General features: G+C 69.2%; 17 protein-coding genes. 9 read left to right on the forward strand and 8 right to left on the reverse strand.

Annotated features, from left to right (window positions below):
* Nucleotides 1–152 precede the first annotated feature (152 nt).
* The gene (locus tag ABQJ56_RS05200; protein ID WP_367843922.1) at nt 153–1,412 is read right to left on the reverse strand and encodes an NAD(P)/FAD-dependent oxidoreductase; all 1,260 of its coding nucleotides are present in this window, start codon (nt 1,410–1,412) and stop codon (nt 153–155) included.
* 91 nt (nt 1,413–1,503) lie between these two features.
* Between ABQJ56_RS05200 and ABQJ56_RS05205 the strand changes: the two genes are divergently transcribed.
* The 5 genes from ABQJ56_RS05205 (at nt 1,504) to ABQJ56_RS05225 (ending at nt 5,749) form a co-directional block, all read left to right on the forward strand.
* Nucleotides 1,504–2,835, forward strand: a complete 1,332-nt coding sequence (locus ABQJ56_RS05205; protein ID WP_367843923.1) for a hypothetical protein — start codon at nt 1,504–1,506, stop codon at nt 2,833–2,835.
* A 71-nt stretch (nt 2,836–2,906) separates the two neighbouring features.
* Nucleotides 2,907–3,293, forward strand: coding sequence for a BlaI/MecI/CopY family transcriptional regulator (locus ABQJ56_RS05210; RefSeq protein ID WP_367843924.1), 387 nt, complete (start codon nt 2,907–2,909; stop codon nt 3,291–3,293).
* A gap of 1 nt (nt 3,294) precedes the next feature.
* Nucleotides 3,295–4,524 carry a M56 family metallopeptidase gene (locus ABQJ56_RS05215; protein ID WP_367843925.1) on the forward strand — a complete coding sequence of 410 codons (1,230 nt, stop codon included), beginning with the start codon at nt 3,295–3,297 and terminating at the stop codon, nt 4,522–4,524.
* A 72-nt stretch (nt 4,525–4,596) separates the two neighbouring features.
* Nucleotides 4,597–5,148 carry a C40 family peptidase gene (locus ABQJ56_RS05220; protein WP_367843926.1) on the forward strand — a complete coding sequence of 184 codons (552 nt, stop codon included), beginning with the start codon at nt 4,597–4,599 and terminating at the stop codon, nt 5,146–5,148.
* A gap of 172 nt (nt 5,149–5,320) precedes the next feature.
* The gene (locus ABQJ56_RS05225) at nt 5,321–5,749 is read left to right on the forward strand and encodes an organic hydroperoxide resistance protein (RefSeq protein ID WP_367843927.1); all 429 of its coding nucleotides are present in this window, start codon (nt 5,321–5,323) and stop codon (nt 5,747–5,749) included.
* 277 nt (nt 5,750–6,026) lie between these two features.
* Here the strand turns inward: ABQJ56_RS05225 and ABQJ56_RS05230 are convergent, their stop codons facing one another.
* Nucleotides 6,027–6,512, reverse strand: a complete 486-nt coding sequence (locus tag ABQJ56_RS05230) for an FKBP-type peptidyl-prolyl cis-trans isomerase (protein WP_367843928.1) — start codon at nt 6,510–6,512, stop codon at nt 6,027–6,029.
* Nucleotides 6,513–6,549: 37 nt separating this feature from the next.
* Nucleotides 6,550–7,782: an MFS transporter gene (locus ABQJ56_RS05235; protein WP_367843929.1), complete on the reverse strand. Its 1,233-nt coding sequence runs from the start codon at nt 7,780–7,782 to the stop codon at nt 6,550–6,552.
* Nucleotides 7,783–7,990: 208 nt separating this feature from the next.
* Here ABQJ56_RS05235 and ABQJ56_RS05240 point away from each other — a divergent pair, with 208 nt between their 5' ends.
* Nucleotides 7,991–9,337, forward strand: a complete 1,347-nt coding sequence (locus tag ABQJ56_RS05240) for a DEAD/DEAH box helicase (RefSeq protein WP_367843930.1) — start codon at nt 7,991–7,993, stop codon at nt 9,335–9,337.
* Nucleotides 9,338–9,424: 87 nt separating this feature from the next.
* On the opposite strand, the gene ABQJ56_RS05245 is transcribed toward ABQJ56_RS05240, so the two are convergent.
* Together ABQJ56_RS05245 and ABQJ56_RS05250 are read right to left on the reverse strand one after the other, a co-directional pair.
* The gene (locus ABQJ56_RS05245; RefSeq protein ID WP_367843931.1) at nt 9,425–9,982 is read right to left on the reverse strand and encodes a GNAT family N-acetyltransferase; all 558 of its coding nucleotides are present in this window, start codon (nt 9,980–9,982) and stop codon (nt 9,425–9,427) included.
* Nucleotide 9,983: 1 nt separating this feature from the next.
* A complete protein-coding gene (locus ABQJ56_RS05250) occupies nt 9,984–10,733 on the reverse strand; it encodes an SDR family NAD(P)-dependent oxidoreductase (protein WP_367843932.1) in 750 nt (249 codons plus the stop codon).
* 86 nt (nt 10,734–10,819) lie between these two features.
* Between ABQJ56_RS05250 and ABQJ56_RS05255 the strand changes: the two genes are divergently transcribed.
* Both ABQJ56_RS05255 and ABQJ56_RS05260 read left to right on the forward strand, forming a co-directional pair.
* Nucleotides 10,820–12,676 (forward strand): DEAD/DEAH box helicase, encoded by a 1,857-nt coding sequence (locus tag ABQJ56_RS05255; protein WP_367843933.1) that lies wholly within the window; start codon nt 10,820–10,822, stop codon nt 12,674–12,676.
* 184 nt (nt 12,677–12,860) lie between these two features.
* The gene (locus ABQJ56_RS05260) at nt 12,861–13,661 is read left to right on the forward strand and encodes a dioxygenase family protein (protein ID WP_367843934.1); all 801 of its coding nucleotides are present in this window, start codon (nt 12,861–12,863) and stop codon (nt 13,659–13,661) included.
* Here ABQJ56_RS05260 and ABQJ56_RS05265 read toward each other — a convergent pair.
* The 3 genes from ABQJ56_RS05265 to ypfJ all read right to left on the reverse strand — a co-directional run bounded on the left by ABQJ56_RS05265 (nt 13,654) and on the right by ypfJ (nt 15,597).
* Entirely contained in the window at nt 13,654–13,983 is a 330-nt protein-coding gene (locus ABQJ56_RS05265; protein ID WP_367843935.1) for a cupredoxin domain-containing protein, read from the reverse strand. The genes ABQJ56_RS05260 and ABQJ56_RS05265 overlap by 8 nt on opposite strands.
* 105 nt (nt 13,984–14,088) lie before the next feature.
* Complete coding sequence (locus ABQJ56_RS05270; protein WP_367843936.1) at nt 14,089–14,475, reverse strand: YkgJ family cysteine cluster protein; 387 nt, start codon at nt 14,473–14,475, stop codon at nt 14,089–14,091.
* 240 nt (nt 14,476–14,715) lie between these two features.
* Nucleotides 14,716–15,597 (reverse strand): KPN_02809 family neutral zinc metallopeptidase, encoded by an 882-nt coding sequence (gene ypfJ, locus ABQJ56_RS05275; RefSeq protein ID WP_367843937.1) that lies wholly within the window; start codon nt 15,595–15,597, stop codon nt 14,716–14,718.
* 98 nt (nt 15,598–15,695) lie between these two features.
* On the opposite strand from ypfJ, the gene ABQJ56_RS05280 reads away from it, so the two are divergent.
* Entirely contained in the window at nt 15,696–16,091 is a 396-nt protein-coding gene (locus ABQJ56_RS05280; RefSeq protein ID WP_367843938.1) for an MAPEG family protein, read from the forward strand.

Consider the following 16,091-nt stretch of genomic DNA (forward strand, 5'->3'; position numbering starts at 1 on the left):
GAACACGACGCACGTTTTCCGGAATACGCCGATCGCGGACACCCGAGCTTCAGCAAGGTGACGACGCGTATAACAAACCATCCTGCACGGCACTCGCCGCCATCGTTCCGCAGGCCGCCCGATGGCAACGGGATGTGGCTGTAAACCGGCTCTCAGAGACCGAAGCGCGCCGGTGCGTAGGGTTGCGGATCGAGCGCCGGCGTGTTGCCACCCAGCTGTGCAGCCACCAGCTCGCCGGTGGCTGCCGACATGCTCACCCCGAGCATGCCGTGCGCGGTGGCCAGGTGCAGGTTGGTCCAGCGCGTGCTGGGACCGATGATCGGCACTTCGTCCACGCTCATCGGCCGCCAGCCCCACCACTCCTCCAGTTGCTGCGGACCCTCCGGCTCGTGCAGTCCCGCGGCCGCACCGCGACGCAATGCGTCGAGGCGGGCGCGATTGAGGCCCTCGGCGTAGCCGGAAAACTCCATCGTGCTGCCCAGCCGGTAGCCACTGGCCCAGGTGGTCACGCAAACCTGGGCCTCGCGCAGCACCAGCGCGTGGCGCGGCGGCCGCGCCGGCCGCGTGTAGGTGATCGAATAGCCCTTGCCCGGCTGCATCGGCAGGCGCAGGTCCAGCGAGCGCCCCAGCAGCGGCGACCACGCGCCCAGCGCCAGCAGCACGCGTTCGCCCGCAAACGCGCCGCGCGTGGTGTGCACTTGCGCGATGCGCTTGCCGTCGGTAGCGAAGCCCTCGACGCGCGCGCCGCACTCGATCGTGCCGCCCAGTTCGCGCACGCGCCGCGCCAGCTCGTCGACATAGCGATCCGGCCGCAGCCGCGCGTCACCGGGATGGAACAGGCCGCCGGCCACGCCGGGCTTCAGCGCCGGCTCCATCGCCTCCACCGCGTCGCCACGCAGGCGCTGCACTTCGATGCCGAGGCAGTCGAGCACGGCCGCGTGGTGTCGCTCGTCGGCCGCCAGCGCCTGTGCGCTGCGGTACACGTACAGCTCGCCCTCCTCGGCGAATTCGCAATCCAGCGCTTCGTCGCGCACCAGTTCGCCCAGCAGCCGTCGCGAGCGCTGCAGGATCGCCGCGCGGGCCGTGGCGGCACGGTGGAAGTCTGCCCAGTTGCAATGCCGGGCGAAGCCCAGCAGCCAGCGCAGGCGCGGACCGTCGAAGCGCGGGCTGAGGTAGAGCGGCGCGTCGGCGCGCAGCACCGAGCGCAAGGCCACCCCGAGGGTGCCCGGCATCGCCAGCGGTGCGGCGTGGCTTGGCGTGATCGTGCCGCAGTTGCCGTGCGATGCGCCGCAGCCCGGCGTGCCCTGCTCCAGCACGCGCACCGCAGCCCCCTTGCGCAACAGCTGCAAGGCGCAGGCGAGGCCGATCACGCCGCCGCCGAGTATCAGTACGTCCCCGCGAGTCGTATCCATCCGGCCATTGTAGCGGTCTGCTGCGTCGCGTCATGCGTGTACTGGCGGCAACGGGCACGATGCGAGGCGCCTGTTTCCCAAAGGCATGACCATGCTGGCCAGACTCGCCGTTCGTGCAGGCTTCATCGCCGCTCTGCTGGTTTGCGCCAGCGCTGCCGCGCAGTCGTTCGATCCTTCCGCGCTGAAACTGCTGCGGGACATGGGGCGCGCGCCAACCACGCTGGCACGCTACAGCTATCTCATCCGGAAGGAGCCGTCGCTGTCTCCCGGCAACCAGCTGCTGGCGCTGCAGTTCATGGCCTTTTCGCAGGACGAGCTCGGCCTCTACGACCAGGCGGTGTTCGATTTCCCGTTGAAGAACAGCCTGCCGAATGACTTCAAGCTGCCTGCGTCCGGGGAGTGGAGATCGGCGGATGCCGTCGACACCATCGCCGCGCTCGCGACGCAACGGCACATCGTGATGGTCAACGAGGCGCACCACGACGGACACACCCGGCAACTCACGCTGGAACTGTTGCCGCGGCTGCGCGCACTCGGCTTCACCTACTTCGCCGCCGAAGCACTGGGCGAAAACGATCCCGACCTCGCCAAGCGCGGCTATCCCCTGCGCAAGAGCGGCACGGAATACCTGCGCGACCCGCTGTACGGCGACATCCTGCGCGAAGCGATCCGGCTGGGCTTCACCCTCGTCCCCTACGACAACGCACTCGCCGGGCAGGCACGTGAAACCGCGCAGGCCGAGGCCTTGTACCAGAAGGTGTTTGCGAAAGACCCCCATGCACGGCTGTTCGTGCATGCCGGCTACGCGCATATCGACAAGGCGCCGGGCCGCCTGGGCAAATGGCGTCCAATGGCGATGCAACTGCAAAAGCTTACCGGGCTGGTGCCGCTGTGCATCGACCAGACCGACTTTCTCGAAACCGACCTGGATGCCTCGGATGCCTACCATCGGCTCGTGCATGCGTTTCCATCCGACAAGCCCGAAGTCCTGCTGAACCGCCAGTCCGGCCAGCCGTGGAGCGCGCGGCCGGCGGCTTACGATGTCGACGTGATCCTGCCGCCCAGCCTCAGCATCGAAGCTTTCGGCAAATACAAATACGGATTCCGGAGCAACGCCTACGAATCCGGCTTGCCGCACGTTCTCGAGCGCAACGAAATGCAGCGGGCAGCCTGGCTCTCGCTGGGCGGCAAACGCCGCCCCTATGCGATCGACTCGTCGTTGTGCCGAGGCACCATCCCCTGCGTGGTCGGTGCGTATTACCCTGGCGAACCGAACGACGCCATCGCCGCCGACCGCTACGCCTTCATGGGGCCTATCGAAACGAGCAAGCTCTATCTGCGCCCCGGTTCATACCAGCTGCGCGCCAGCGACAGCGATGGCCATGCATTGTCGGAAAGCGACATCAGGATAGCGCCCCCGTGACCCTTGCACCAAAAGGATTACGAGTGTAGTCTTTCATGGAACTACGCCCGTAATCCCTTGCAGGTGCAACCATGCCCCATCCCCCGCCCGCGATCAGCGAAGCCGAAAGCCGCGTGATGGAAGCGCTGTGGCGCAAGTCGCCGCAGAGCTCCGAAGAGATCGTCGCGATCCTGCAACGGGACAGCGACTGGCACGAGAAGACCATCCGCACCCTGCTCGGCCGCCTGCTCGGCAAGGGCGCGGTGAGCGCGGAGAAGGACGGCCGACGCTATCTGTACTCGCCCACGCTGAGCCGCGAGCAGTGGCAATCGCAGGAAAGCCGCAGCCTGCTCGACCGCGTGTTCGGCGGTCGCCTCTCACCCTTGCTGGCGCATTTCAGCGAACACGAGAAACTCGGCGCGAAGGACGTGGCCGAGCTGCGCAGGCTGCTGGAGCGCATCGAGAAGAAGGGGCGCTGAGATGGACGCGATCCTGTCGCTCAGCCTGCTGTACGCGACTGCGGCGCTGGCCCTGGTGCTGCTGGTGCGCCGCCTCCTGCGCAGGGCCTTCGGCGCCGGTCCCGCCTTCGGCCTGTGGCTGCTGCCTGCATTGGCACTGGTGCTGCCATGCCTGCCGGGCTTGCCCGCGCGCTGGTCCGTGCTGCCGGCCCTCCGGGTATTGCCCGACAGCATGGCCACCGGCACGGCGGGCACCGATGCAGCCATGTCGATGCCCTGGCTGCGCTGGCTCTGGCTGGCCGGCGCGAGCGTGATGCTGCTGCGGCTCGCCGTGCATTACCTGCGCCTGCGCCGGCAGAGCCGCGCACTGCCGATGGCAATCGCGGCCAGCCTGCGGCACGCACTGGACGACTTCGACCCGCGCCGTCTGCGCCTGCATCCCGCCGGCCCCGCCGTACTGTGGGCGCCACGCAGCCTGGTGCTGCTGCCGGCGGATTTCCTCGACCGCTTCGATGCCGCCGAGCAGCGTCTGGTACTGCGCCACGAGTTGACCCATCTGCGGCGCGGCGACGCGCTGTGGAGCCTCATCGCCGGATTGGCGGCGGCGCTGCTCTGGTTCCACCCGCTGGCCTGGGTGGCGCTGCCGCGCTTCCGGCTCGACCAGGAGCTGGCCTGCGACGAACGCGTGCTGCGCGACGCACCGCGCGACGAGACCGCCTACGCCCACACCTTGCTGCACAGCGTCGGCCTGTCGCCCATGCCGGCGCTGATTCCCTGGCTCGCCGAGCCCCAACTCAAGGAGCGACTCACCATGATCCAGCGTCATCGTCCCGGCGCGCTGCGCCGTCGTGCGGGTGTTGCCGCGCTTGCCGTGCTCGTGGCCGGCAGCGTGTTCGTGGCACAGGCCGCGACCAACAACCGGAAGGCCAGTTCGAACCTCACCTTCAACGCGCGCATCCAGCCGCGCTATCCCGAAGCGGCAATCAAGAACAAAGAGCAGGGCACGGTGGTCCTGAAGGTACTGGTGAGCAAGGACGGCAGGCCACTCAGGATCGATGTCGACCCGGCGACCAAGGCCGCACCGGACTTGGTGGAGTCCGCCCGTGAAACCGCCATGCAATGGCGCTTCAACCCGGCTCTGAAGAACGGCAAGCCGGTTGAGGGTTCTGCCCGCGTGCCCGTCGAATTCAACCTGACGCCCTTGCCCAGCAAGACGGGTCAGGACAAAGCTGAGAAACGAAGTTCGAAATAGCAGAAAGCCAATTGATTTGCATGTGAATTATTGAATTGATAACCTCGGCACATCCCACGCCGAGGTTGTCTCGTGAATCCGCAGCCCGCCGCCCGATTCGCCGCCACGCCCGCGCGCATCGCCCGCCTGGTGCTGCTGACCCTCGCGATCGCCCTGCTGGCGGCCTGCGCCAGCGCTCCCCGCCACGCCGCCACCCAGTCCGCCCTCGCCAACGAACCCGCGCGCGCGCCCGACGGCGAGGCCGCGGCCGCCAACGACGTGCTGTTCCGCGCGATGGCCCTGGTCGGCACGCCTTACCACTGGGGCGGCAATACGCCGGCCGGCGGCTTCGACTGCAGCGGCCTGGTCGACTACATCTACCGCAGCGCCACCGGCCTGCAGTTGCCCCGCACCTCCGGCGAAATGGCCGACATGGATGCGCGCAAGGTCAAGCGCATGACCCAGCTGGTCAGCGGCGACCTGGTGTTCTTCGACATCGGCGGCCGCATCAGCCACGTGGGCGTCTATGTGGGCAAGGGACGCTTCGTGCACGCGCCGAACAGCGGCGGCACGGTGCGGCTGGACGACATCGACGGACCGTACTGGGGCGGGCACTTCGCGTTCGGGAGGCGGGTGCTGGATTGATACCCGTCGCATCCGGATGCGGACGCGGACGCGGAGTGGACATTTACCTCACGGGCGCGAGCCTAGCCTTGTGCGAACAAGCCGGCGCGGCATCCGGCGGCACGGCCTGCCGTTTCCTGCCTGCGCGATGCCGTCCCGGCAGCCCGGGCCACTCCCCACCGAGGATCGCTCCATGCATATCAGCAAGATTCTGTACACCGCCACCTCCACCGCCAAGGGCGGCCGCGAAGGCCATGTCCACAGCAGCGACGGCGTGCTGGACTTCGACCTGAAGGTACCGAAGGAACTGGGTGGACCGGGCGGCCACGGCAGCAACCCGGAGCAGCTGTTCGCCGCCGGCTATGCGGCCTGCTTCGAGGGTGCGGTGCGCCATGTGGCCCGCGAGAAGAAGATCGCGCTGAAGGAGGCCTCGGTGACAGCACACGTCGGCATCGGCCCGCGCGAGCCGACCGGCTTCGGCATCGCGGTGAAACTGGAGGTGAGCCTGCCGGGCCTCGACCGCAGCGTGGCGCAGGATCTCGTCGACACCGCCCATCGCGACATCTGTCCTTACTCGCACGCCACGCGCGGCAACGTGGACGTGCAGATCGGCCTGGTCTGACTCCCGGCTCGGGACGACCCGGATCGTCGATCCGCCGATCGGCGCCCTGCTGGTTCATCGCGAGGCCGTACCCTCTCCCGGAGGGAGAGGGAGCGAACGTGAAATGGTGCCTTGCAGTGCCGTTTGGGTTTGACTGTTGATCCGCTGCTGGTCGGTGCCCTGTCTGGCTTATCGCAAGGCCGCACCCTCTCCCCAACCCTCTCCCGCAAGCGGGAGAGGGAGCGAACGAAAACGGCGCCCCGCGGGCGCCGTTTTGCTTTGACCTTTGATCCGCCGATCAGTGCTCCGCACTGCCCGGCGGATGCGCGTGGCCGTGCTTGAGTTCTTCCTCGGTGGCGTCGCGCACTTCCTGGATGCTCACGTCGAAGTGCAGGGTCTTGCCGGCCATCGGGTGGTTGAGGTCGACGTCGATCGCGCTCATGCCGACCTTGTGCACGGTGACCGCGCGCTGCCCGCCTTCCTTCAGCGCCAGCACGGTGGTCATGCCGGGCTTGAGGTACTTGGCGTCCCGGAAGTACTTCTTCGGCACGCGCTGGACCTGACCGGCCTGGCGCTCGCCGTAGCCGTCGGCGGGGGCGATCGAGACCTGCAGCTCGTCGCCGGCGGCGTGGTCCTCCAGCGCCTTCTCCAGCCCCGGGATCAGCTGGCCGTGGCCAAGCAGGATCCACAGCGGTTCGCCGCGATCGTGCGAACTCTCGACCTTCCCGCCGTCCACGCCCAGCGTGTAGTGCAGCGCGACGACTTTGTCCTTGCCAGCCTTCATTGCCTGTCTCTCGAATGGGTGCAAAAGAGCGATTCTATCAGGAGCCCGACCTGCCGAAGCCTACCCCGCGCGCCTCCGGCCCCAGCCACACCAGCACGGCCAGCACCACGGCCACCACCGCGATCCACAACGACATCGCCCAGGCGAAATCGCCGCCGTGGCGATGCGCCAGCCAGGTCTGCGCAGTGGCGGTGCCGGCGGCGAGCAGGTTGCCCAGCTGGTAGGCGAAGCCCGGCAGGGTGCCGCGCACGGCATCGGGCGACAGTTCGTTGAGATGGGTAGGCACCACGCCCCAGGCGCCCTGCACCATCACCTGGATCAGGAAGGCGCCGAGGCCGAGCAGCAGCAGCGAGCCGCCGTGCATCCACAGCGGGATCACCGGGATCGCCAGCAGCGCGGCCACCACCATCGCGCGACGCCGCCCGGCCCTTTCCGACCACGCGCCGAAGAACAGGCCGCCCGCCAGCGCGCCGAGGTTGAGCAGCGCCACCAGCAGGAAGGCCGTGCCCGAGCCGGTGGGCAGGTGCAGGTTCACTTCCTCGAAGGTGTGGTACATGTCCTGCGAGCCATGGCTGAAGGCATTGAACGCACACATCAGCACGATCATGTAGGCGAACAGTTTCCAGTGGCCGCGCATCGCCTCGCGCACGCCAACCTTGCCGTGCGCGTGCCGCCCCGCCTGCCACACGGGCGACTCCGGCACCTTGCGCCGGATGTACAGCACCAGCAGCGCCGGCAGCGTGCCGACCACGAACAGGCCGCGCCAGCCGATCGCGTCGACCAGCAGCCAGTTCACCAGCGCGGCGAGGAAGAAGCCGCAGGGATAGCCGCTCTGCAGCAGGCCCGAGACCAGCCCGCGCGACTTCGGCGGGATGGCCTCCATCGCCAGCGAGGCGCCGATGCCCCATTCGCCGCCCATCGCCACGCCGAACAGGAAGCGCAGCACCAGCAGCATCGCCAGCGAAGTGGAGAACGCGGTGGCCAGCTCGAACAGCGAGAACAGGATCACGTCCAGCATCAGCACCGGCCGCCGCCCGTAACGGTCCGCCAACCGCCCGAAGATCAGTGCGCCCAGCGGCCGGGCCGCCAGGGTCAGCGTCAGCGCGAAGGTGACCTCGGTATTGCCGACGTCGAACTCCTTCGCGATGGCCACGATCACCAGGGTGAGCAGGAAGTAGTCGAACGCATCCAGCGTCCAGCCGAGGAAGCTCGCCAGCACGGTGTGGCGCTGCTCATGGTTCAGCTCGCGCAGGGACGACAGCAACGACATGGCAGGCACTCCGCAAAGTGATGGCGCAGGCTAGCATGGCCTCGCGGCAGCCCTGTCCGGAACGCCTTGCCGCCCGACCCGACGGCCGGCACCGATATCGGCTATAATCGCCGGACGGCTCTCTGCCGTTGGCGGCTTCGCTGCCCCCATCCCCCAAGATCGCAACACGGTTCCGCATGAACGCTCCGGGTTGCACAGGAGTGTTTTCATGTCTTTCGAATCGCTGGGCCTCGCGCCCGCGTTGCTGCGTGCGCTTGCCGAACAGGGCTACGCCGAACCTACCCCGGTGCAGGCCGCATCCATCCCGCTGGTGCTGGCCGGCCACGACCTGCTCGCCGCCGCGCAGACCGGCACGGGCAAGACCGCCGCGTTCGCGCTGCCGCTGCTGCACAAGCTCGTCGATGCCGGCCCGACCATGACGCGCCGCCCGCGCGCGCTGGTGCTCACGCCCACCCGCGAGCTGGCCGCGCAGATCCTCGACAACGCGCAGGTCTACGGCAAGTACCTGCGCGTCAGCGCCACCACCATCTTCGGCGGCGTCGGCATGGGCCCGCAGATCAACGCGCTGCGCCGCGGCGTGGACATCGTGATCGCCACGCCCGGCCGCCTGCTCGACCACATGCAGCAGCGCACGCTCGACCTCTCCGGCGTCGAGACGCTGGTGCTGGACGAAGCCGACCGCATGCTGGACATGGGCTTCCTGCCGGCGCTGAAGCGCATCCTCGGCGCGGTGCCGAAGCAGCGGCAGACCCTGCTGTTCTCCGCCACCTTCGCGCCCGAGATCAAGGCGCTGGCGATGCAGTTCATGCGCGAGCCGCGCGAGGTCACGGTGACCCCGCCGAACACCGTGGCCGCCACGGTGAGCCACCACGTGCACCCGGTGGACGCCGAGCGCAAGCGCGACCTGCTGCTGCACGTGCTGGCGCAGGACAGCCGCCGCCAGACCCTGGTGTTCAGCCGCACCAAGCACGGCGCCGACAAGCTGGTGAAGTACCTGGAACACGCCGGCCTGCGCGCCGCCGCGATCCACGGCAACAAGAGCCAGAACGCACGCACCAAGGCGCTGGGCGATTTCAAGAACAACCGCATCACCGTGCTGGTGGCCACCGACATCGCCGCGCGCGGCATCGACATCGACCAGTTGCCGATGGTGATCAACTACGACCTGCCGATGGTGGCCGAAGACTACGTGCACCGCATCGGCCGCACCGGCCGCGCCGGCAGCGAAGGCATGGCGGTGTCGCTGGTCAGCCACGACGAATCCGGCCTGCTGCGCGACATCCGCAAGCTGCTCAAGGACGAGATCGCCGTCGACAACGTGGCCGGCTTCGAGCCTTCCACGCCGCTGCGCCTGGATGCCGGCGCACCGCGCCCCAAGCAGGGAGGCCAGCGCCAGTCGCGTACGCCGCAGCGTTCGCAAGGCGGACAGTCGCAGCGCCCGCAGGGTTCGTCGCAGGCGCATCGCCCGCACGGCCATGCCCAAAAGAGCAGCGGCGAACACGCCGCAGGCAACCGCAAGCGCCATCGCCGCCCGCGCCCCGCCGCGAAGGCTTGACCGGCGCCTTCGTGCAGGAGCGCGCCCCGTGCGCGACGGCTTTCCGCTTCGATCAAGCGCCAGGGCCTTCGCGCGCGGGGTGCGCTCCTACGGCGCCTCCGGCCTCACCAGGGCGGTGAGCACGTGGTCTTCCCACACGCCGGCGATCTGCAGGTAGCCCTTCGCGTAGCCCTCGCGCTCGAAGCCCAGCCTGGCCAGCAGGCGTGCGCTGCGTTCGTTGCGCGGCAGGTGGTTCGCCATCACGCGATGCAGGTCCAGCTCGCCGAAGGCCCAGGCCAGGCCGGCCTGCAGGGCCTCGTGCATCAACCCCTGCCCTTGCGCGCGCGCCGCGGCGCCATAGCCGAGGTGGCAGGCCTGGAAGGCGCCGCGCACCACGTTGGCCAGGGTGAAGCTGGCGAGGATTTCCGTTTCCCCGGGATCGAACACCAGCAACGGATAGCCACGATCCAGCCGCGCATGTTCGCGGCCCTCGGCGATGGCCTGCACGCAATGCTCCAGCGTGTAGAACGCCTCCTCGCGCAACGGTTCCCACGGTGCGAGATGCGCGCGGTTCGCCACGCGGTAACGCAGCAGCGCCGGCGCATCCGCCTCCCCGGCGAGGCGGATGCGCGTGCGTTCGGTGTGCAGCCGCGGCGAAAAACCCACCTCAGCGCTCCTGGTCGGTCGGCCGCACCAGCACTTCGTTGATGTTGACGTGTGCTGGCCGGCCCACGCAGAAGGCGATCACCTCCGCGATGTCCCGGCTCTGCAACTGGCGCATGCTGTCGGCCCAGGCATTGAGCGCGTCCTTGGTCGCGGCATGGCCGATGTGCTCGCGCAACTCGGTGGCCACCGCGCCCGGTTCGATCACGCTGACGCGGATGTTGTCCTTGTACACCTCGCGCCGCAGCGCTTCGGAGAACGCCACCACGCCGAACTTGGTGGCCGCGTAGCCGCCCGCGTTCGGGTTGGCGATGCGGCCGGCGGTGGAGGAGACGTTGACGATGTGGCCCTCGCGCCGCGCACGCATGCCGGCCAGCGCCGCCTGCGTGGCGGCGATCAGGCCCAGCACGTTGAGTTCCAGCATGTGCCGCCAGCGGCCGAGGTCGGCCTCGGCGATCGGCTCCAGGTACATCACGCCGGCGTTGTTGACGAGGATGTCCAGACGGCCGAACCGCTGCTCGGTCTCGTGCACGATGCGCTGCGCATCGGCCTCGTCGGCGAGGTCGGCCACCAGCACCAGCGGCTCGGCGCCGAGCGCGGCCAGCTCCTTCGCCAGCGCATCCAGCCGCTCGCGGCGACGAGCGGCAATCGCCACCCTGGCGCCCTGCCGGGCCAGTTCCAGCGCGGTGGCCTCGCCGATGCCGGAGGAGGCGCCGGTCACCAGCGCAATGCGGTCTTTCAGACGGTTCTGCATGTTCGTCTCCCGATGGATGGCGTGCGGACTGTTACAATACGGCCATTCTCCCGCATGCCGCCGCGCGTGCCACCCCGAGGTTCTCCATGTCCGCCCCGTCTCCCGATTCCGCCCCGGCCTCCGCCGGCTTCGGCGCGCTTGCGCTTTCGCCCGAGGTGCAGAAAGCGCTGGCCGACGTGGGCTACGAAGCGCCCTCGCCGATCCAGGCCGCCACCATCCCGCCGCTGCTGGAAGGCCGCGACGTGCTGGGCCAGGCGCAGACCGGCACCGGCAAGACCGCCGCGTTCGCGCTGCCGATCCTCTCGCGCATCGACCTCAAGCCCGGCAAGCCGCAGGCGCTGGTGCTGGCGCCCACGCGCGAGCTGGCGATCCAGGTGGCCGAGGCGTTCCAGCGCTACGCCGCGCACCTGCCCGGCCTGCAGGTGCTGCCGATCTACGGCGGGCAGAGCTACGGCCCGCAGCTGCACGCGCTGCGCCGCGGCGTGCAGGTCGTGGTCGGCACGCCGGGCCGCGTGATCGACCATCTGGACAAGGGCACGCTGGATCTTTCCGAGCTGAAGTACCTGGTGCTCGACGAAGCCGACGAGATGCTGCGCATGGGCTTCGTCGACGACGTGGAGAAGGTGCTGGAGGCGACACCGCCCACCCGCCAGGTGGCGCTGTTCTCCGCCACCATGCCCGCGCCGATCCGCAAGATCGCGCAGCGGCACCTGAAGGAGCCGGTGGAGATCGCCATCAAGGCGGCCACCACCACCGCGGCGAACATCCGCCAGCGCTTCTGGTTCGTCAGCGGCCTGCACAAGCTGGACGCGATGACGCGCATCCTCGAGGCCGAGCCGTTCGACGCGATGATCGTGTTCGCGCGCACCAAGCAGGCCACCGAGGAACTGGCCGAGAAGCTGCAGGCGCGCGGCCTCGCCGCCGCCGCGATCAACGGCGACATCGCCCAGCCACAGCGCGAGCGGGTGATCCAGCAGCTGAAGGACGGCAAGCTCGACATCCTGGTCGCCACCGACGTGGCCGCGCGCGGCCTGGACGTGGAGCGCATCAGCCACGTGCTGAACTACGACATCCCCTACGACACCGAGAGCTACGTGCACCGCATCGGCCGCACCGGCCGCGCGGGCCGCAGCGGCGAGGCGATCCTGTTCGTCACGCCGCGCGAGAAGGGCATGCTGCGCGCGATCGAACGCGCCACCCGGCAGAAGATCGACGAGATGAAGCTGCCCACGGTGGAAGCCGTGAACGACCAGCGCATCGCCAAGTTCAAGCAGCGCATCAGCGACACGCTGGCGATGGGCGAACTCGACCTGTTCCGCCAGCTCATCGAGCAGTACGAACAGGAGCACGACATCCCCGCCGTCGAGATCGCCGCCGCGCTGGCGCACATTGCGCAGGGCGAGCGCCCGCTGCTGCTGGCGCCGCCGCCGAAGCGCGAATACGCGCCGCGCGAGCAGGCCGGGCACCAAGACAAGCCCGAGCGCGCCCAGCACCGCGAGCGCGCCGAGCGCGAACACCGGGATCAGGGCCGTCCGCGCGCCGCTTCCCCTGCGCCACGCCCGCACTCCACGGAAGCCGGCAAGCTCACCTACCGAATCGACGTGGGCCACGACCACGGCGTGAAGCCCGGCAACATCATCGGCGCGATCGCCAACGAGGCGGGGCTGGACAGCCAGTACATCGGCCGCCTCAGCATCCGCGGCGACCACAGCCTGATCGACCTGCCCGAAGGCATGCCCAAGGAAATCTTCGCGCACCTGAAAAAGGTGTGGGTGGCGCGCCAGCAGCTGAACATCCGCGAATGGGACGGCAAGGACGACGATGCCGGCGAGCATGGCACGCACCCCGCGCGCCGCCCCGGCGCCTTCCGCAAGAACGCCGGCTTCAAGCCCGGTGCGCGCAAGCCGCACGCGCACGACGGCAAGCCGCCGCGGCACAAGTAGCCGGTGTCCGCCATTCCGGTGAAGGCCGGGATGACGTCTCCGCCGATACCGGGCCCGGCGTTCGCAAGCGGAGCCACGCCCCTTTTCATCGTTGCCACACGGCAACGCAGCGTTCGCCCCTGCCGCCGCTGCAAACCGCGCAAACACCCCTATCTTGGGCAGGTTCCCCGCGAGGCAACCCGTCATGCCCACCCTGCCCAGCCTGTACATCTCCCACGGTTCGCCGATGACCGCGCTGCAGCCCGGCGCCACCGGCGCGCGCCTGGCGGAACTGGCGCAGGCGATGCCGCGCCCCACCGCCATCGTGATCGCCAGCGCGCACTGGCTGGCGCACACGCCGCTGGTGGGCGGCGCGGCGCAGCCGCAAACCATCCATGACTTCCATGGCTTCCCGCGCGAGCTGTACGAGCTGCGTTATCCCGCACCCGGCGCACCGGCGCTCGCGGCCCACGTGACGGAACTGCTCGACCATGCCGGCCTTGCGCCGCGGCTCGATCCACAACGCGGGCTGGACCACGGCGCCTGGGTGCCGCTGCGCCTGCTCTATCCCGCGGCCGACATTCCGGTGGTGCCGGTTTCCATCCAGCCTGGGCTCGGTCCGGCGCACCAGTACGCCCTGGGCCGCGCGCTGGCGCCGCTGCGCGGGCAAGGCGTGCTGCTGATCGGCTCGGGCAGCATCACCCACAACCTGCACGACTTCCGCGCCGGCTACGGCGTGGAGCGCGAGGCGCCCTACGTGCGCCCGTTCACCGCCTGGATCGAGCAGAAACTCGCCGCGGGCGACACCGACACCCTGCTCGACTACCGCCGCCAGGCGCCGTTCGCCCAACGCGCGCATCCCACCGACGAGCACCTGCTGCCGCTGTTCTTCGCACTGGGCGCGGCCGGCGACGGCGCTCGCGCGCAACGCATCGACGCCGGCATCGACCTCGGCTTCCTAGCGATGGACATCTACCGTTTCGACGACGCGGACGCCGTCACTTGACGACGACCGTGCCGGTCATGAACGGATGCACCGTGCAGTAGTAGGTATAGGTGCCCGGCTTGCTGAAGCGGGTCACGTAGCGGTCGTTGCTGTCCAGCGCCTTCGACGGCGCGAACTGCCCGTTCGCACTGACCACGGTGTGCGGCTCCTCGTCGCGGTTGATCCAGGTCACCTCCGCGCCGACCGGCACAGTCAGCGTCTTCGGCATGAACATGAAGTTGCGGATCTCGATCCGGTTCGCCGCCGGCGCGGCGGCAGCCGCCGCCAGCCCGCCGCCGAAGACCAGCAACGCGCATGCCGCATGGACGATGCGCCGGTTCATGCCATCACCTCCTCGGTGACGGCCCGCGCATCCCTGCCCCGCACGTGCCGCACGCTGCGGATGCCGAGGTAGCTGCGCAGCGACGCGCACTAGGTGTCCGGACGTCTAGGCGCTCTTCGGCAAGGGCGCGTGGTTCGAACCCGGGGGATCGATCCAGTCCCCGGGCGTCAGCGGACGCAGGCCATGGGCGATGCGACCCTTGTCGCACTGCGGGCTGTGCCGGCCGAATTCCCAGGACGGCTCCACCTCGCGGCACACCGAGGGCTTGATCGGGTGGATGCCGCAGTGCGCGGCCTTGCCGATCTCGCCCACCAGCGCCACGCAGCGCATCGGCGGCGACTGCGTGCCGCGCATCCCCACGCGGTGCGGGTCGAGTTTTTCGGTGAGTTCGACGGGCACCGTGCCGCCCAGGGAAGGGTCGGTCTCGGACCAGTGGAAGGCGATGCGGAAATGGGCGCAGCAGGCGCCGCAACTCAGGCAGGGATGGCTCATGCAGGCCGGCGAAAGCGCACCCCGAGGCGCGCGGCGCAGGGATTCTAGGGCCGGCCGGTGCTGCACGGAAGATGGTGCCATCACCGTTCGCCTTGAGCGTAGCGCAGCGCACGCGGGGAGCGGCCAAGGATGGCCGCAGCTTTGAGCAGCGAGGAAGTCGAAAGGCGCGCAACGCACCACGCCCAAGGCCCTTCGATTCCGGCCTTGCGGCCTGCGCTCTGGGCAAACGGTTTGGCGATCTCAGGGCTCGCCCGCGAAAGTGTTGCAGCTCTGGACGTCGCCGCTGGCCATGCCGGCCTTGAACCACTTCACGCGCTGCGCCGAGGTGCCGTGGGTGAAGGTGTCGGGCATCACCGTGCCGCGGGTTTCCTGCTGCAACGTGTCATCGCCTACCGCGCTGGCCGCGTTGAGCGCGGACTCCACGTCGCCGGGCTTCAGCCAGGCCAGGCGCTGCTGCGTGCGGTTGGCCCACACGCCGGCGAAGCAGTCGGCCTGCAGTTCCTGCCGCACGGACAGGCCATCGGCCCCGTCCATCGGATAGCCCTGCTGCTGGAGTTGCCGCACCTTGTCGAAGACGCCGAGCAGGTCCTGCACGTGGTGGCCGACTTCGTGCGCGATCACGTAGGCACGCGCGAAATCGCCGGAAGCGTGGAAGCGGTCCTGCAACTCCTGGAAGAAGCCCAGGTCGAGGTAGACCTTGCGGTCTCCCGGGCAATAGAACGGCCCCACCGCAGTGGAGGCGGCGCCGCACGCGGTCGCCACCTGGCCCTGGAACAGATGCAGCTTGGGGTCGGCATAGGTCCGGCCCATCGCAGCGAAATAATCGCCCCAGGTTTTCTCGGTCGACCCCATGATGTGGCAGGCGAACGAGATCTGTTCGCTGGCGGGATTCTGGCAACTGACGGCCTGGACCGGCTGCGTTTGCCCACTGGCCTGCACCCCGCCGTCGCCGGCGCCGCCGAGGAAGGGGGTGATGAGGTCGCGCTTGAAGATCAGGCTGAGCACCACGAGGACCAGCAAGCCGCCCAGGCCGAGGTGGACTCCACCGGGCCGAAAGCCGCCACCACCGCCGCCGCTGCCTTCCTCGACATTGTCGCTGTTTTCGCCCTTCTGCCAGTCCATGTCCGCGCTCCCGTGCCGATGCCCGTGGCGACGATAGCGCCTCACCCGCCGCGGCACCAAACCGCTACAGTGGCGCCTTCCTCCGGACGAGATGCGCCATGCTCCAGCAACTGCCCGCCCTGGTCGTCCTGCTCGCCGTGCTGCTGATGGCCGGCACCGCGTACGCCGTCGGGCGCGCGCGGGCGCGCTACGGCATCAAGGCGCCGGCCACCAGCGGCCACCCGGACTTCGAGCGTGCGTTCCGGGTGCAGATGAACACGCTGGAAGCCTGCATGATGTTCCTGCCCCTGCTGTGGCTGGCCACGCACTTCGGCCTGGGCGGCTGGGCGGGTCTGGCCGGCCTGGTGTGGGTGTTCGGCCGCGTGTGGTACGCGTTGGCCTATCTCAAGGAAGCCAGCAAGCGCGAGGGCGGCTTCGCGCTGAGTGCGCTGGCCCTGGTCGCGGTGTTGTTGCTGGCCGCCTTCGGCACGCTGCGCGCGCTGCTGGGCGGCTGA

This window comes from Rhodanobacter geophilus (assembly GCF_040812275.1).
Classification (GTDB): domain Bacteria; phylum Pseudomonadota; class Gammaproteobacteria; order Xanthomonadales; family Rhodanobacteraceae; genus Rhodanobacter_A; species Rhodanobacter_A geophilus.

Excerpts from the sequence above, each read along its gene's own strand:
- ABQJ56_RS05200 (WP_367843922.1), bottom strand. The coding sequence starts at position 1,412 with ATGGATACGACTCGCGGGGACGTACTGATACTCGGCGGCGGCGTGATC.
- ABQJ56_RS05255 (WP_367843933.1), top strand. The coding sequence starts at position 10,820 with ATGTCCGCCCCGTCTCCCGATTCCGCCCCGGCCTCCGCCGGCTTCGGC.
- ABQJ56_RS05210 (WP_367843924.1), top strand. The coding sequence starts at position 2,907 with ATGCCCCATCCCCCGCCCGCGATCAGCGAAGCCGAAAGCCGCGTGATG.
- ABQJ56_RS05235 (WP_367843929.1), bottom strand. The coding sequence starts at position 7,782 with ATGTCGTTGCTGTCGTCCCTGCGCGAGCTGAACCATGAGCAGCGCCAC.
- ABQJ56_RS05280 (WP_367843938.1), top strand. The coding sequence starts at position 15,696 with ATGCTCCAGCAACTGCCCGCCCTGGTCGTCCTGCTCGCCGTGCTGCTG.
- ABQJ56_RS05250 (WP_367843932.1), bottom strand. The coding sequence starts at position 10,733 with ATGCAGAACCGTCTGAAAGACCGCATTGCGCTGGTGACCGGCGCCTCC.
- ABQJ56_RS05215 (WP_367843925.1), top strand. The coding sequence starts at position 3,295 with ATGGACGCGATCCTGTCGCTCAGCCTGCTGTACGCGACTGCGGCGCTG.
- ypfJ (WP_367843937.1), bottom strand. The coding sequence starts at position 15,597 with ATGGACTGGCAGAAGGGCGAAAACAGCGACAATGTCGAGGAAGGCAGC.
- ABQJ56_RS05270 (WP_367843936.1), bottom strand. The coding sequence starts at position 14,475 with ATGAGCCATCCCTGCCTGAGTTGCGGCGCCTGCTGCGCCCATTTCCGC.
- ABQJ56_RS05225 (WP_367843927.1), top strand. The coding sequence starts at position 5,321 with ATGCATATCAGCAAGATTCTGTACACCGCCACCTCCACCGCCAAGGGC.
- ABQJ56_RS05260 (WP_367843934.1), top strand. The coding sequence starts at position 12,861 with ATGCCCACCCTGCCCAGCCTGTACATCTCCCACGGTTCGCCGATGACC.
- ABQJ56_RS05265 (WP_367843935.1), bottom strand. The coding sequence starts at position 13,983 with ATGAACCGGCGCATCGTCCATGCGGCATGCGCGTTGCTGGTCTTCGGC.
- ABQJ56_RS05205 (WP_367843923.1), top strand. The coding sequence starts at position 1,504 with ATGCTGGCCAGACTCGCCGTTCGTGCAGGCTTCATCGCCGCTCTGCTG.
- ABQJ56_RS05230 (WP_367843928.1), bottom strand. The coding sequence starts at position 6,512 with ATGAAGGCTGGCAAGGACAAAGTCGTCGCGCTGCACTACACGCTGGGC.
- ABQJ56_RS05240 (WP_367843930.1), top strand. The coding sequence starts at position 7,991 with ATGTCTTTCGAATCGCTGGGCCTCGCGCCCGCGTTGCTGCGTGCGCTT.